At 70.3% G+C, this 12,999-nt stretch carries 14 protein-coding genes and 1 tRNA gene; 6 read left to right on the top strand and 9 right to left on the bottom strand.

Going from position 1 to position 12,999, the window contains the following annotated elements; genetic code table 11:
• Positions 1–60: 60 nt before the first annotated feature.
• Entirely contained in the window at positions 61–2,034 is a 1,974-nt protein-coding gene (locus tag ACV7GQ_RS15740; protein WP_470311156.1) for a DUF460 domain-containing protein, read from the bottom strand.
• A 66-nt stretch (positions 2,035–2,100) separates the two neighbouring features.
• Positions 2,101–2,805, bottom strand: a complete 705-nt coding sequence (locus tag ACV7GQ_RS15735; RefSeq protein WP_470311155.1) for an enoyl-CoA hydratase/isomerase family protein — start codon at positions 2,803–2,805, stop codon at positions 2,101–2,103.
• Positions 2,806–2,865: 60 nt separating this feature from the next.
• Here ACV7GQ_RS15735 and ACV7GQ_RS15730 point away from each other — a divergent pair, with 60 nt between their 5' ends.
• Both ACV7GQ_RS15730 and ACV7GQ_RS15725 read left to right on the top strand, forming a co-directional pair.
• A complete protein-coding gene (locus tag ACV7GQ_RS15730; protein ID WP_470311154.1) occupies positions 2,866–3,522 on the top strand; it encodes a DUF7114 family protein in 657 nt (218 codons plus the stop codon).
• Between the two features lie 65 nt (positions 3,523–3,587).
• Positions 3,588–3,659 (top strand) — tRNA-Thr (locus tag ACV7GQ_RS15725).
• 97 nt (positions 3,660–3,756) lie between these two features.
• Here ACV7GQ_RS15725 and ACV7GQ_RS15720 read toward each other — a convergent pair.
• Positions 3,757–4,200 carry an acyl-CoA thioesterase gene (locus ACV7GQ_RS15720; protein ID WP_470311153.1) on the bottom strand — a complete coding sequence of 148 codons (444 nt, stop codon included), beginning with the start codon at positions 4,198–4,200 and terminating at the stop codon, positions 3,757–3,759.
• A 56-nt stretch (positions 4,201–4,256) separates the two neighbouring features.
• A complete protein-coding gene (locus ACV7GQ_RS15715) occupies positions 4,257–5,231 on the bottom strand; it encodes a DUF5784 family protein (RefSeq protein ID WP_470311152.1) in 975 nt (324 codons plus the stop codon).
• Between the two features lie 157 nt (positions 5,232–5,388).
• Here ACV7GQ_RS15715 and ACV7GQ_RS15710 point away from each other — a divergent pair, with 157 nt between their 5' ends.
• Positions 5,389–5,562 carry a DUF5786 family protein gene (locus ACV7GQ_RS15710; protein WP_220617700.1) on the top strand — a complete coding sequence of 58 codons (174 nt, stop codon included), beginning with the start codon at positions 5,389–5,391 and terminating at the stop codon, positions 5,560–5,562.
• Here the strand turns inward: ACV7GQ_RS15710 and ACV7GQ_RS15705 are convergent.
• The 3 genes from ACV7GQ_RS15705 to ACV7GQ_RS15695 all read right to left on the bottom strand — a co-directional run bounded on the left by ACV7GQ_RS15705 (position 5,549) and on the right by ACV7GQ_RS15695 (position 8,263).
• Entirely contained in the window at positions 5,549–6,283 is a 735-nt protein-coding gene (locus ACV7GQ_RS15705) for a DUF7530 family protein (protein ID WP_470311151.1), read from the bottom strand. The two genes, ACV7GQ_RS15710 and ACV7GQ_RS15705, sit on opposite strands and share 14 nt — an antisense overlap.
• Positions 6,273–7,316: an NAD(P)H-binding protein gene (locus tag ACV7GQ_RS15700; RefSeq protein ID WP_470311150.1), complete on the bottom strand. Its 1,044-nt coding sequence runs from the start codon at positions 7,314–7,316 to the stop codon at positions 6,273–6,275. Before ACV7GQ_RS15700 ends, ACV7GQ_RS15705 begins: the two co-directional genes overlap by 11 nt.
• Positions 7,317–7,402: 86 nt before the next feature.
• Positions 7,403–8,263, bottom strand: coding sequence for a YkgJ family cysteine cluster protein (locus tag ACV7GQ_RS15695; RefSeq protein ID WP_470311149.1), 861 nt, complete (start codon positions 8,261–8,263; stop codon positions 7,403–7,405).
• Positions 8,264–8,329: 66 nt separating this feature from the next.
• Here ACV7GQ_RS15695 and ACV7GQ_RS15690 point away from each other — a divergent pair, with 66 nt between their 5' ends.
• On the top strand, positions 8,330–8,545 hold the full coding sequence (locus ACV7GQ_RS15690; protein WP_470311148.1) for a DUF7561 family protein: 216 nt from the start codon (positions 8,330–8,332) through the stop codon (positions 8,543–8,545).
• A gap of 110 nt (positions 8,546–8,655) precedes the next feature.
• On the opposite strand, the gene ACV7GQ_RS15685 is transcribed toward ACV7GQ_RS15690, so the two are convergent.
• Positions 8,656–8,850, bottom strand: a complete 195-nt coding sequence (locus ACV7GQ_RS15685; protein ID WP_166967680.1) for a cold-shock protein — start codon at positions 8,848–8,850, stop codon at positions 8,656–8,658.
• A 168-nt stretch (positions 8,851–9,018) separates the two neighbouring features.
• Here ACV7GQ_RS15685 and ACV7GQ_RS15680 point away from each other — a divergent pair, with 168 nt between their 5' ends.
• Both ACV7GQ_RS15680 and ACV7GQ_RS15675 read left to right on the top strand, forming a co-directional pair.
• The gene (locus tag ACV7GQ_RS15680) at positions 9,019–10,746 is read left to right on the top strand and encodes a helicase C-terminal domain-containing protein (protein WP_470311147.1); all 1,728 of its coding nucleotides are present in this window, start codon (positions 9,019–9,021) and stop codon (positions 10,744–10,746) included.
• A 175-nt stretch (positions 10,747–10,921) separates the two neighbouring features.
• Entirely contained in the window at positions 10,922–12,073 is a 1,152-nt protein-coding gene (locus tag ACV7GQ_RS15675) for a tubulin/FtsZ family protein (protein WP_470311146.1), read from the top strand.
• Here ACV7GQ_RS15675 and ACV7GQ_RS15670 read toward each other — a convergent pair.
• Positions 12,070–12,963, bottom strand: coding sequence for a hypothetical protein (locus ACV7GQ_RS15670; RefSeq protein WP_470311145.1), 894 nt, complete (start codon positions 12,961–12,963; stop codon positions 12,070–12,072). The two genes, ACV7GQ_RS15675 and ACV7GQ_RS15670, sit on opposite strands and share 4 nt — an antisense overlap.
• Positions 12,964–12,999: the final 36 nt, after the last annotated feature.

Here is a 12,999-nt window from a genome sequence, read left to right as displayed (position 1 = left end):
CGTCACGCCCGGTCGTGTCCCGCCGGGCACAGCGTCGCTTCGCGGCGGGGCTGGCGCTCGCTACTCCTCTACGGGTCTGTCCGCCCGGTGCTCGCTGATTATCTGGTCGACCATCTCCGCCTTCTGTGCCTGCTCGCGGTCGGCCGCCCGGTCCTCCCAGTCGGCCACGGCGGCCTCGACCGCCGCCTCGCGGGCGACGGCGAGTTCGTCTATCTCCTGGACGGTGACCATCTCGACTGGCGCGACCGGGACGTCGTGGTCGAACAGCACCTCGTCGGCGGCGTCCGAGAGGTTGCCGTCCCGGAGGACGATCCGGGGGTCGACGTCGGCGAGTCGCTCCGCCGTCGACCGCCCCGCGCCGGAGGCGTCCCGGAGCATGACCACGTCGCCGGCGGCGAGGCCGAACTCCTCGTCGGCGGCCTCGATGGCGTCGCGCGTGAACTGCTCGACGACCTTCACCGGGACCAGTCCGTCCCGTTCGTCCGCGACGTCGGCGAAGTTCGAGTGGTCGAGTTTCCACAGCGACTTCAGGCGGTCGAGCTTGTCGGCCAGTTCCTCGCGTTTCTCCCGTTCGTCCTCGACCTTCCGTTCGAGGGCCTCGTTGCGCCGTTCGAGCCTGGTGACCTCGCGGTCCTTGCGGACCTCCCGGCGGCCCTCCTGTCTGGCCTTCTCCAGTTGCTTCTCTTTGTCCTGTAACTGGTCGTCCTTCCGCTGGATGGTGTCTTTCAGGTCGTCGACGTGGGACTCGAGGCGGTCGATGCGGGCCTCCAGCCGCTTTATCTCCTTCTCCTCGTCGCTCAACTCGCGGGGCTGGTGGCTCGACGACTCCTCGTCGGCCTCGTCGTCGCCCTCGATGTCGCGCAACACCGACTCGACGGACTCGTCGCCGGCGACGACGCGGGCGACGACCGGCCCGACCTCGTGCTGTGGGGGGACCTTCCCGGCCACGCGGTCGAACTGGCTCTCGTGGTGGTCGAAGGCGTACAGCGCCGCCGCCATCGCGTCGCGCTCGTGGTCGTTGTCGTAGGCCTCCTCGCGGGTCCGGTGTTTCTTCTCGTCGACGGGGAGGTCCCGCTCCGGTTCCCACCCGGCGGCGTCGAACGACCGCCGGAACTTCTCGACGGTCTCGGGCATCGGCGTCACGTCGGCGGCGACGACGACCGGCCGCCCGCGTTCGATTATCCACTCGACGACGTCGGCCCGGTCGTTGGTGCGCGAGGAGTAGACGTCCAGCACCTCGCCGTCCAGACCGACGATGGCGACGGCGGTGGTGGTGCCGGGGTCGACGCCGACGACGACGTGGTCCCGCCGTTTGGCCAGCGGTCGGAACTCGATGCCGTCCCGGCGGACCCGCTCTATCTCGACGCGGGTGTCGCCCGAGCGGTGCGTGGAGACGGGGATGTCCTGCGGCCGGGCCTGTACGCGGAAGACGGCGCTGGAGAAGCCGCCGTACTTCTCGGTGACCTCGCGCTCGTACGTCAGCCCCGCGCCGTCGAGTTCGGACGCCACCTCGCGGGCCTCCTTCTTGACGGCGCCGTGGATGCGCCGGGTGTAGCGGTCCTCCGACCAGCCGCCCTTGCCGGTCGAGCGGCCCCGCGAGACCTTCACCTCGGTCGTGTCGGTGAAGGCCGACACCTCCTGGCCGACGTTGGCGGCGGCGAGTCGGGCCGCGGCTTCGGCCTCCTTCATGGGCTTTTTCCCGTAGGGCACGCCGTGGCGCTTGGCGACCCGCGAGAGCGGTTCCGGGCGCTCGTCGCCGGTCACCTGCACGAGTTTCGTCTCGTCGGGGAGCGACCCGAGGAAGTGGACCAACTGGTCCTTGTCGGCCGCCAGTTCGTACATGTTGTCCGTCGCGAGGATGTCCGGCTCCCGGTCGTCGACTAGGCGGCGCAACTTCCGCCGGGACACCACGTCCCGCTCTATCTCCTCGCCGTCGAACACCACCAGCGCGTAGGAGGGGGCGTCACCGCGCACGTCGCCGCTCTGGATGTCCACCCCGAAGACGACGGCGTCGAGCGCTGCCGTGCGATTCACGCACCCTGCTAGGTGACGCGTGACTATAAATCTCGTTCCGGCGGGCGGGCCCCGACCGCCGGTGCGCTACTCGCCGTCGTGGGCATCTCCGCTCCCGAACTCTGCGGCCTCGACCAGCCGCGCGAACGCCGCCCGCTCGCGTTCCTCTATCGTCTGCTGGTCGGCGTCGTCGCGCATCCGCGCCTTCAGCTCCCGCAGCGCCCCGTGGTCGACGGCGGCCACCTCGTCGGCGACGGCACGGGGGTCGTCGACGACCCGCGAGACCAGCCCCATCCGGAGGGCGGCCTCGGCGTCGACGGTGCGGCCCGACAGCGCGAGGTCCAGCGCCTCGCCCGTGCCGACGATCCGGGGCAGTCGCCCCGTCCCGCCCCACGCCCCGAACAGGCCGAGTTTGACCCCGGTCTCCGCGAACGTCGCGCCGGGCGTCGCCACCCGGAGGTCGCAGGCCAGCGCCAGTTCGACGCCGCCGCCGCGGGCCGCCCCGTCGACGCCGGCCACGACCGCGCCGTCGTACTGTTCGATGGTCGTGGCGACGCGCTGGCCCAGCGCGGCGAACTCGCTGGCCGCCTCGGTGTCGAGCGACCGGACGACGTCGAGGTCGGCCCCGGCACAGAACGCGTCGCCGGCGCCGTGGAGGTAGACGACCGCCTCGCTCGCCGCCGAGACGGCGGCGTCGAGCTCTCGGAGCGCCTCGCGGTCGAGCGCGTTGCGCCGCTCCGGCCGGTCGAGCGTCAGCACGCGCACGTCGCCGTCGACCGTCGTCCGGACCATGCGCAGTCTGACTCCCCTGTTTCCAAAGGTCTTTGCCCTTCCCGCCGCTAGGTCGCACCAATGGAGGAAGTGGCGGCGGTCCGCCAAGCCGCGCTGGCGGCGGTCGACGACGTCGAGCCCGAACGTCTCCGCGAACGCATCACGGCACGCCTCGACGACGCCTCGCTCTCGCCCGGCGTGCTCACGCTGGTCAGCGCCAGCGCCGCCCGGGAGCACCCGGCAGACCCCGCCGACGGCGACGCCGACCGGGCCGCCGGCGTGCAACTCATCTACGAGGGGCTCCGGCTCACCCGCCAGCTCGCCCACGAGGACCCGTGGACGAGCGGCGACCGCGACGCCGCCGACCTCGACATCCTCATCGCCGACATCCTCGTCTCGCGCGGGTTCTACCTGCTCGCTCGCACGGAGGCCGCCGACGCCGCCGTGCAGGTCGTGCGCTCGTTCGGCCACGACCAGACGGTCCAGCGGACCACCGGCGACGAGAGCCTCGACGCCGAACTGGAGGTCGACATCTGCGAACTCGCCGTCGTCGCCGGCGTCACCGCCGGCGGGGTCCACCCCACCCCGACGCTCCGGGAGTTCGCGACGGGCCTCGGGAGCGACGGCCTGCCTGCGTACGGCCACCTCGTCGGCGAGGAGGTCACGGACGCGCTGGCGGCCCACACCCGCACCGACCAGCACTCGAGCGACGGCACCGAGGCCGCCGCCGACCACTGAGAACAATCGCCACGCCGGCCCCGAATCGAAACGCCTAAAGACAATTGCCGGGTACATCGAAATGCGCCTGGGTAGCTTAGCGGTAAAGCGCGTCCTTGGTAAGGACGAGACCCCGGATTCAAATTCCGGCCTAGGCTCTTCTCGGAGACCAATTGCGAGCGGCGCGTCTCGTCGCGCCGCGTTCCGTGTCGACGTGCGAGATGGGGTCGAACTCCGCCATCGGCGTCGTCACGCTCACTCCCGCTCCGGTTCCTCGGCCAGCGCTCGGTCCCGTAGCTCCTTGCACTTCTCGCCTTTCACCGTCAGCTCGGGCACCGGGACCGGCGTGCCGTCCTCGACGGCGACGAAGGTGGCGTAGGCGCTGGTGGTCTCCTCCGTCTCGCCGGTCCGTGGGTTCTCGGCGGCGACCTCGATGCGGACGCGGACGCTCGTCCGGCCGGTGGCGTAGGCCCACGACTCCACGCGGGCGTTGTCGCCGATGGGGATGGGCCGCTCGAAGTCGACGCGGGACATCTGGGCGGTGACACACGACTCCTCGGCGGCCCGCATCGCGGACATGGCGCCGATCTCGTCCATCCACTTCATCACGATACCCCCGTGGGCGCTCTCGTAGTTGTTGGCGTGCGTGGGCTGGACGCGCTCCCGGTTGACGATGTGCGTCTCGGCGATGTGGGGCATGCGCCGGGCTACTCTCTGGGCGAGGATAACGGTGTGGTGTGCGTGACGCCGACGGCTCAGAACGGGAGCGGGAACGGGACCGAGCCACGGGAGTACCCCTCGACGCGGCCGTCGGGGCGGTAGCGGAAGACGACGAGGGGTTCGTAGCCGACGCTCGGTTCTTCGGCGTACACCCGTCGCCACTCGTCGTCGTGGAAGGAGGTGCAGTCCACCACCAGCACCGCGCCGGGGTGGGCGGCCAGCTGGTCGCGGGTCTTCGCGTCGCCGGAGGCCTTCAGCGCGCCGATGGCGGTGTCGACCTGTCGGCGAGTCGGCGGGCGGGGGCGGGTCACCTCGACGAGGGTGTCCTCGACGCGGAAGTCGACGGAGTGGCCCGAGCCGAGCTCCACCTCGGGTTCGATGTCGTTGCCCGAGTCCACGAGCAGTTTCGCGGTGTTGAACTCCCCCATCGTCGCCTGCATCCGCGAGAGGTCGAACCCCTCGCTGGTGCCGAGTTTGCTGGCCATCGTGTAGCGGTACTCGTCCAACACGCCGGTCGCGAGGAAGTCGTCGTAGAACCGCAGCCCCTCCGCCTGACTGGCGTCGGGGAAGCCGCCGGCGTGGTCGCGGAAGAACGTCCGGGTCGACTCCCGGCCGTCCTTCGAGAGGAAGACGGGGAGGAAGAAGTGCGCGAGGGACTCGTACTCGGTGAGCCACGGGTCCTCGACCTCCAACTGGGCCAGCAGTTCGCGCTGGGCCCACTCGGCGATGGGGTCGGGCGCCTCGTCGAACGTGCGCTTGTTGGTCCGCCAGAGCGTCTCCGGCGTCTGCGTGTTGCCCAGCCAGTAGGCCTCGGTGCCGTTCCAGCAGAACAGGGCGAGGTCGCCGTTGTCCATCTCCAGCCGGCGGGCCGCCCACCCGTCGGGCGGGGCGAACCACGGGCCGTTCAGCTCGGCGCCGAAGGTGTTCTGCAGGGGAGAGAGGAGGTCACGCCGGACGCGGTCCTCGCTCCAGCGCTCGGTCGAGTAGCGAAATCGAAGTGGGCCAGCCACGGTCGTCAGTAGTCGGTCGGTGGTCTTGTGCGTTCCGCATCCCGCCGTCGGACGGGGCGGAACGGCGGAGAACGGCGGCGAGAGGCCCCGAGACGCCACGATGTGCACGACCGTTACATTGATACGTACTAACATGCAAGTTCGAGTGTGGTAACGTATGTCTATGGGAGCGTATGACGACGACGAACACGAACGCCGTGAGCGCAAGAACAACGAGGTCGACCTATCGGAGGACGACGACCGCACAGCGTATCACGGGACTGTCGACTACGACAGCGGGGAGTCCACCGAGGAGCTGCTGGACCAGTTCAAGCAGATCAACTCCGAGTAACGCCGGCCCTTCTCGACCTGACCTGTAGCAGCGTCACCGACACGGCTGTGACCACCGTGACGGCCGCGACGTGTGCCAGCAGCGCCGCCAGCAGGACCGGCTGGTCCAGCACGAACGGCACCAGGACGAGCTGGAGGACGCCGAACCCCCACGTCTCCAGGTCGGCCCGCTGGAACACCCGCGCGGTCTCGGGGTCGAACCGGAAGCGCAGCGACCGCCAGAGGCCGGTGACGCTGGCCCACCACCCCGTGCCGATGCGGTAGCTCACGTCCCAGAGGATGAGCAGCGTCAGGTACACCACCAGCACCGGCGGCTCCTCGCCGAACAGCGTCGTCACCAGCGGGGACTCGGCGGTCTGCGGGTCGAAGACGAACAGGTGGGTCAGCATCGCGATGTACGCCAGCACCGACAGCACCACCTCCATGTTCGAGGAGAACAGCAGCGCCCGGTAGGTCGGCGGGACGTCGATGCGGCGGATGAGCGTGCTGATGCGCAGCATCTCGATGCTCCCGATGGTCGCGACGAAGACGACGGCCGTCGCCGCGATGGCGGCGTTCCAGACGTCGTAGTACCACGACAGCCCCACGACGGCCACCTCGAAGACGACCAGTTGGATGGCCAGCGCCGCCCACGTCGGCAGGCGAATCCCCGGCAGCGCACCGACGATGCTCTCGTACACCCACGTCTCGCCGTACTCGGGATGCGGGCTCTCACCGCTCATCGGACTCACCGCCCTCGGAGCAGAGCGCCGGCGAAGGGGACCTCGCGTCGCTCGCCTCGCCGCTGTCTGGGGCTCGGTCCGACGCGGCGCGTGGCCCATCCGCCCGCTCGCTGCCGTCGGCGACGGCGGGGACGCGCCCGGGCTCTCGCGTGCCGTCGAGCGCCCGGCCGACGGCCTCGTCGAACGGCGTCAGCGTCACCGGGACGGCCTGCTGGATGCTGTCGTCGCGCGCCACCACGGGGGTCTTCAGACCGTGGATGAGCGGCCTGGCGACCGTCGAGGGGACGTCGGTGACCAGTCCGATGGACAGCGCCGACAGCCGCGGACTCAGTATCGGTATCGGGACGATGCGCGGCTCCGCGTCGTGCATCACCTCGCCGGTGCGGCGGAGTATCTCGGCGTAGGTCAGCACCTCGGGACCGCCGATCTCGTACGTCTCGCCCGCCGTCGACGGGGTCTCGAGGACGCCGACGAGGTACTCGACCACGTCCTCGATGGCGATGGGGTGACAGTCGGTGCGGACCCACTGCGGCGTCAGCATCAGCGGGAGCCGCGCGGTCAGCTCCCGGATGAGGCGGAAGCTCGCGCTCCCGGTGCCGATGACGATGGCGGCCCGGAGCGCGGTCAGGTCGTAGTCGCCGTCGGCGAGGAGGTACTCGACCTCGCGGCGCGAGCGGAGGTGTTTCGACCGAATCTCCTCGTCCTCGCCGAGGCCGCCGAGATAGACGACCCGGTCGACGCCGGCGTCGTCGGCCGCGGCCCGGAAGTGTCTGGCCGCCCGGCGGTCCCGCTCGGCGTAGTCGTCACCGGCCCGCATCGAGTGGACGAGGTAGTAGGCGGCGTCGACCCCGTCCAGTGCGCCTTCGAAGCTGCCCGGTTCCAGCAGGTCGCCCGTCGCCACGTCGACGCCGTCCGGCGGGTCGTACGTCGACGGGTCCCTGACGAGGGCGCGGACGTCGTGGCCGGCGGCGCGGAGTGCGGGGACGAGGTGGCTCCCCACGAACCCCGTCGCGCCGGTCACCAGCACGTGCATGGTCCATTCACAGCGCGGCAGGGGGTTAAAATGCAGCCCTGTCGTGTGAGTCAGTCACGCAGGCGGGGCGGTGCCCCGGCGTCCGGTCACCAGCCGGGCGTCGGCGGCGCGCCGTCGTCGTCCTCGACGGCCCGTGCTACCTCCGGGTCCGGCGCTCGCTCGCCGCGTCCGTCGGCCGCCCCGACCCACCGGTCGATGGCCCGACCGGCCCACGAGTCGGCGGCCAGTACCGTCTCCAGCGTCCGTTCGTACCGGTCGTCGTTGACGGCGAGCGTCCCGGGACTCGACGCGGCGGCGACGGCGACGAACTCCGCGCGGTCGTCGTCGGTGAGGGCGTCGTCGCGGAACCGCTCGACGGCATCCGCGACGCGCTCCGGTTCGGGGTGGGCGAACACGCGCTCGCCCACCGCGCCCGGGCCGAACAGCGGCGTCACGTCCGGCGGGTCGTCGTCGAGCAGGCGGCGGCCGCCGTGGACGGACTCGACGCGCTCGCACTCCGTCTCGGTCTCGAGGAGCAGGTTCTGCCCGGGGTAGGTGCCGCAGGCGTGGGGGTAGAGGTCGCCGTCGTGGATGCGACACTGGAGCGTCGTCGGGTCGAGGAACACGCAGGTCCGGAGCCACGTCGGCGGCCGGTCGAACGGCGCGACCGGTTTCGGCGGCTTGCGCAACCCGACGAAGAAGACGGGGCGGCCGTCGATGGCCGCGACGTCGACGCCCGAGAGGGTGACGCTCCGGTCGTCGCCCTCGGCCCGCCACAGGCGCGGGCGCAGGGCGTCGCCGTACCCCGCGTCGACGAACCCCCGGACCTCCTCGCGGGAGAGGGGGACGAGGTTGTACGTGTCGTCGAGCGGCTCGAACGGGCCGCGGCGCTCGTGGTCGATGTCGCGGCCGGTGAGCGGGCGCCAGTCGACGCAACAGCCGGCACAGCCCTCGCAGTCGACCTCCATACCGTGTGGTTCGGTGTCGTCCGGCAAAAAGAAAAGGCCCTTACCGCCGTCCTCGCTAGAGAACCTATGGCATCACAGCCCTGTGACGGCTGTGGCGAGAGCGTCTCGATAGGTGGCGGTATCGCCAACATCTGGACACAGGAGAGTCGACCGACGGAGGGCATCGTCCTCGAACTCGGCGACGGCACCGAACACTTCCTCTGTTACGACTGCATCGACCGGCTCCCGGACGACGCCGAGGTGACTGCCGCGGACGTGGCGGCGCTCTCCGAGGAGTCGTGAGTCCCCGTCGCTCGTCGGTCCTGCGTCGCCGAGACGCGACGCTGCCGCTCTGGATGTGGTGTTCGATAAAACGCGTCAGACGTGGTCGCTAACGCGACCGGAAATCTGCGTTAGTTGCGGACGACGTTCGTCGCGCGGGGGCCCTTGTCGGCCTGTTCGATGTCGAATTCGATCTCCTCGCCTTCTTCGAGGTCCGGGCCGCCAACGTCTTCCATGTGGAAGAAAACGTCCTCGTCCGCGTCCTCAGTCGAGATGAAACCGTAACCGCCTGTGTCGTTGAAGAAATCAACCTTACCGTTTGCCATTGCAAACAAACATACAGGGGGTATATGTATAAGGCTTCCGAGGGTACCACTCACACGACCGTGGGGGTGTGAACACGCGGCACGCCGCCGATGGGGCGGGACCCGCCGCCCGACGCCGCCGGCACCTGACAGGAAAGGTTTACCCCCACCGGCGCGTTGCCTTCTCGCGTGTACCCGGCGCGGATTCACGACGAGTTCCCCGCCCCGAGCTACCGCGGTAACCAGAAGCGGGCCCTCTCTGACGTCCGCGCGGCCTTCGAGAGCGGGAAGGACGTCGTCCTCGTGCGTGCGCCGACGGGGAGCGGCAAGTCGCTGCTCGCCCGCGCCATCGCGGGGTGTGCCCGCACCGCGGGGGAGGCGGCCGCCGAACAGGTGGTCGACGCCTACTACACGACCCCGCAGGTGTCCCAGCTCGACGACGTGGCCGAGGACGCCCTCTTAGAGGACCTCTGTGTCATCCGGGGGAAGAACAACTACGACTGCATCCTCCCCGGCGAGACGGACACGCCGGTCAACCAGGCCCCCTGCGTGCGCGAACGGGAGTTCGACTGTCAGGTGAAACACCGCTGTCCGTACTTCTCGGACCGCGCCATCGCCTCCAACCGGCGTATCGCGGCCATGACGCTCGCGTACTTCATGCAGACGGCCGGCAGCGACGTGTTCGGCAAGCGCGACGTGGTCGTCGTCGACGAGGCCCACGGACTGGGCGAGTGGGCGGAGATGTACGCGACCATCGACCTCTCGCCGGAGACCATCCCGATGTGGGGCGACCTCGACGTGCCGGCCCTCGACGGACTGGACGACGCCGTCGCCTTCGCCCAGCGCCTCGAACACCTCACCGAGCGCCGCGTGAAGGAGCTGCGGGGCAACGCCGAACTCACCCCCGACGAGGTGGCCGAACGGGACTCGCTGAACACGCTCCGGAGCGACCTCTCGTGGTTCCAGGAGGACTACCGCGACCCGGAGAGCGCGACGACGTGGGTGGTCGACCAACCGGACGGGGAGGGCGCGCCGGTCACCATCAAGCCGATGAACCCCGAGCGGTACCTGCAACACACCGTCTGGGACCGGGGCAACCGCTTCGCCCTCCTCTCGGCGACGATTCTGAACAAGGACGCCTTCTGCGCCAACGTCGGGCTGGACCCCGACGACGTCGCCCTCGTGGAGGTGGGCCACACGTTCCCCGTCGAGAACCGACCGCTGTACGACGTCACGCAGGGGAAGATGACCTACGACCACCGCGACGACACCCTGCCGAAGGTGGCCCGGCAGATCGTCCGCATCATGGCCCAGCACCCCGACGAGAAGGGCCTGATTCACTGTCACTCCTACGCGATACAAGAGCAGCTGGACGACCTGCTGACCGACTTCGGCGTCGGCCCGCGGGTCCGGAGCCACGACAAGGAAGACCGGGACGGCGCGCTGTCGGCGTGGAAGCGCAGCGACAACCCCGACGTGTTCCTCTCGGTGAAGATGGAGGAGGCGCTGGACCTGGAGGGCGACCTCTGTCGCTGGCAGGTCCTCTGTAAGGCCCCGTATCCGAACACGCGGGACTCGCGGGTCGCCCGGCGACTGGAGGACGGCCAGTGGGGCTGGTACTACCGGACGGCGCTCAGAACGGTGATACAGGCCTGCGGGCGCGTCGTGCGGGCGCCCGACGACTACGGCGCGACGTACCTCGCCGACACGTCGCTCCTCGACCTGTTCGAACGCGCCCGCCACGACATGCCCGACTGGTTCGACGAACAGGTGGTGCGGATGTCCGACCCGGACCTGCCAGACTTCGCGCCGGACCGGGCGCTCTCGGGCGTCAGCGCGAGCGCGAGACGCCGACACGACCGCTCGCGCTCGCGGTCGGGCGGGGGCAGTCACCCCCTCTCGGACGTGTGGGACTAGAAGAACGCGAACGCGAGCCCGTAGACGACGGCCGACCCGACCATCAGGAAGGCCAGGAAGACCGCCATCACCTGTTGTCTGTCCATGCACCCCGTTCGATTGACGGCTAATTAGGCGTTACGACGGGCCACGGCGGCGGGCATACTGTTAAGACGACCCTACCGTACAATCAGGCATGCGCCTCGCACTCATCGGGGTCGGTCAGGCTGGTGGCAAGGTCACCGACGCCTTCCTCGAGTACGCCGACCGGACGGACAGCGACGTCGTCGTCGACGCACTGGCGGTCAACACCGCCAAGGCGGACCTGCTGGGGCTCCAGCGGGTCCCGGTCGGCAACCGTCTCCTCATCGGGACCGACCGCGTGAAAGGGCACGGCGTCGGCGCCGACAACGAACTGGGCGCCGAGATCGCGCAGGCCGACAGCGAGGAGGTGCTGGACGCCGTCGCCGACGTCCCGACCCACGAGGTGGACGCGTTCATGCTCGTCGCCGGCCTCGGCGGCGGCACCGGGTCCGGCGTCGCGCCGTACCTCGCGAAGGAACTCGGCCGGCGGTACGAGGAACCGGTCTACGGGCTGGGGCTGCTCCCCGCGAAGGACGAGGGCGGCATCTACATGCTCAACGCCGCCCGGTCGTTCATGACCTTCGTCCGCGAGGTGGACAACCTCGTCGTCTACGACAACGAGACGATGAGCGGCGCCGGGGACAGTCTCGCCAGCGGGTTCGCGCGGGCCAACGAGCAGCTCGCGCGCCGCTTCGGCGTGCTCCTCGCCGCCGGCGAGACCGACGGCCGCGTGGTCCCCGAGCAGGTAGTCGACGCCAGCGAGATAATCAACACGCTCGCCTGCGGCGGGGTCTCCTCGTTCGGCTACGCGTCCTCGCCGGTCGAGCGCAAGCGGGGGTTCTTCGGCGGCAAGAAGGCCGCCGACGCCACCGACGCGACGCCGCGCATCCTCTCGACGGTCCGGCAGGCCACGCTGGGCCGCCTCTCCCTGCCCTGCGAGATAACGAGCGCCGAGCGGGCCCTCGTCGTCGTCGCCGGGCCGCCGGAGCTGCTGAGCCGGCAGGGCGTCGAGAAGGCCCGCAACTGGCTGGAGGAGGCGACGGGGACGATGGAGGTCCGGGGCGGGGACTTCCCGGTCCCGGACGCCGACGAGGTGGCCGCCGCGGTGGTCCTCTCGGGAGTCAGCGACGTGCCGCGGGTCAAGGAACTCCAGGGCATCGCCATCGAGACCCAGCAGTCGATGCGCGCCCTGAGCGACAGCTCGGAGACGAAGCTCGCGGACCTGCTGTCGGTCACCGACGGGGACCTCGAACCGCTGTTCTAGCCCTGCATCTCCGCCGGATACCGGACCTCGGCCCACCAGTCGCCACCGTCGTAGCGGACGAGCCACGTCCCGTCGTACTCGGTCACCGCGACGGCCGCGTCACCGCGTGACCGAAACCGCTCGACGAGCGCCGTGAACGCCTCGGAGGGCGGGTCGTCGGACTCGACCTCGGCCCCCTTCGCCTCGTCGAGGATGGCCCGCTGGTCGGCGGGCAGGTCCGCGAGCGGGAACCGGAAGCGCTCGCGGGCCAGCGCCGCGAGGCCCGCGGCGTCCTCGGCCAGGACCTCGGCGCCGTACCGGTAGTCCGAGACCTCGACCTCGCGGCTGTCGGGGACGGCGATGCCGAACGTCTCGCCCCGGGTGATGCCGTCGTACTCGGGGTCGGGGACGACCACGGACGACTGCTCCGCGGCGTCCGTGTACCGGACCGCCGCCCCGACCGTCTCCCCGTCGTCCCAGCCCCGTTCGGGGTCCAGCAGGTCGACGAGCCGCTCCTGGTCGACCGACGGGAGGTCCAGGAACGCGACGGTCCGCTCGGGCGGCGGGTCGGGGTTCGCCGTCGCCTCGACGGTGTACTGCGTCTCGGTGCGCACGTCGGTCTCCGCGTAGGTGACCGCGTAGTACGACCCCTCGTACTCCACGGGGGCGCCGGGTTCGAAGGGCGGGTGCGTGTCGGTCACCGTCGCGCGGTCGGCGTCGCCCTCGACGGCACCGGCGACGAGCTCGCGGTACGGGTCGGGGAGGTCGGTGGCGGACTGTGCCCAGCGGTCGGCGAGCGCGTCGTCGTCGCGCACGTCCGTCAGGCGGATGGACCCGCGGGGGTCCGAACAGCCGGCGAGGGGGAGGGTCGCGCCGACGGCGACGGCAGCGAGGAACTGGCGGCGTCGCATACCCGCATCTGTCGGACGGTTGGTGAATAGTTTGTG

The organism is Haloarcula sp. MBLA0163 (genome assembly GCF_055632435.1).
The sequence above is the reverse complement of the archived record's forward strand: the minus strand, read 5'-3'. Positions and strand labels throughout refer to the sequence as shown.

What these genes read in the sequence shown, in the direction of transcription:
- ACV7GQ_RS15705 (WP_470311151.1), bottom strand. Translation starts at nt 6,283, where the DNA reads ATGAGCGGTGAGAGCCCGCATCCCGAGTACGGCGAGACGTGGGTGTAC.
- ACV7GQ_RS15675 (WP_470311146.1), top strand. Translation starts at nt 10,922, where the DNA reads ATGCGCCTCGCACTCATCGGGGTCGGTCAGGCTGGTGGCAAGGTCACC.
- ACV7GQ_RS15695 (WP_470311149.1), bottom strand. Translation starts at nt 8,263, where the DNA reads ATGGAGGTCGACTGCGAGGGCTGTGCCGGCTGTTGCGTCGACTGGCGC.
- ACV7GQ_RS15730 (WP_470311154.1), top strand. Translation starts at nt 2,866, where the DNA reads ATGGAGGAAGTGGCGGCGGTCCGCCAAGCCGCGCTGGCGGCGGTCGAC.
- ACV7GQ_RS15690 (WP_470311148.1), top strand. Translation starts at nt 8,330, where the DNA reads ATGGCATCACAGCCCTGTGACGGCTGTGGCGAGAGCGTCTCGATAGGT.
- ACV7GQ_RS15720 (WP_470311153.1), bottom strand. Translation starts at nt 4,200, where the DNA reads ATGCCCCACATCGCCGAGACGCACATCGTCAACCGGGAGCGCGTCCAG.
- ACV7GQ_RS15735 (WP_470311155.1), bottom strand. Translation starts at nt 2,805, where the DNA reads ATGGTCCGGACGACGGTCGACGGCGACGTGCGCGTGCTGACGCTCGAC.
- ACV7GQ_RS15700 (WP_470311150.1), bottom strand. Translation starts at nt 7,316, where the DNA reads ATGCACGTGCTGGTGACCGGCGCGACGGGGTTCGTGGGGAGCCACCTC.
- ACV7GQ_RS15710 (WP_220617700.1), top strand. Translation starts at nt 5,389, where the DNA reads ATGTCTATGGGAGCGTATGACGACGACGAACACGAACGCCGTGAGCGC.
- ACV7GQ_RS15670 (WP_470311145.1), bottom strand. Translation starts at nt 12,963, where the DNA reads ATGCGACGCCGCCAGTTCCTCGCTGCCGTCGCCGTCGGCGCGACCCTC.
- ACV7GQ_RS15685 (WP_166967680.1), bottom strand. Translation starts at nt 8,850, where the DNA reads ATGGCAAACGGTAAGGTTGATTTCTTCAACGACACAGGCGGTTACGGT.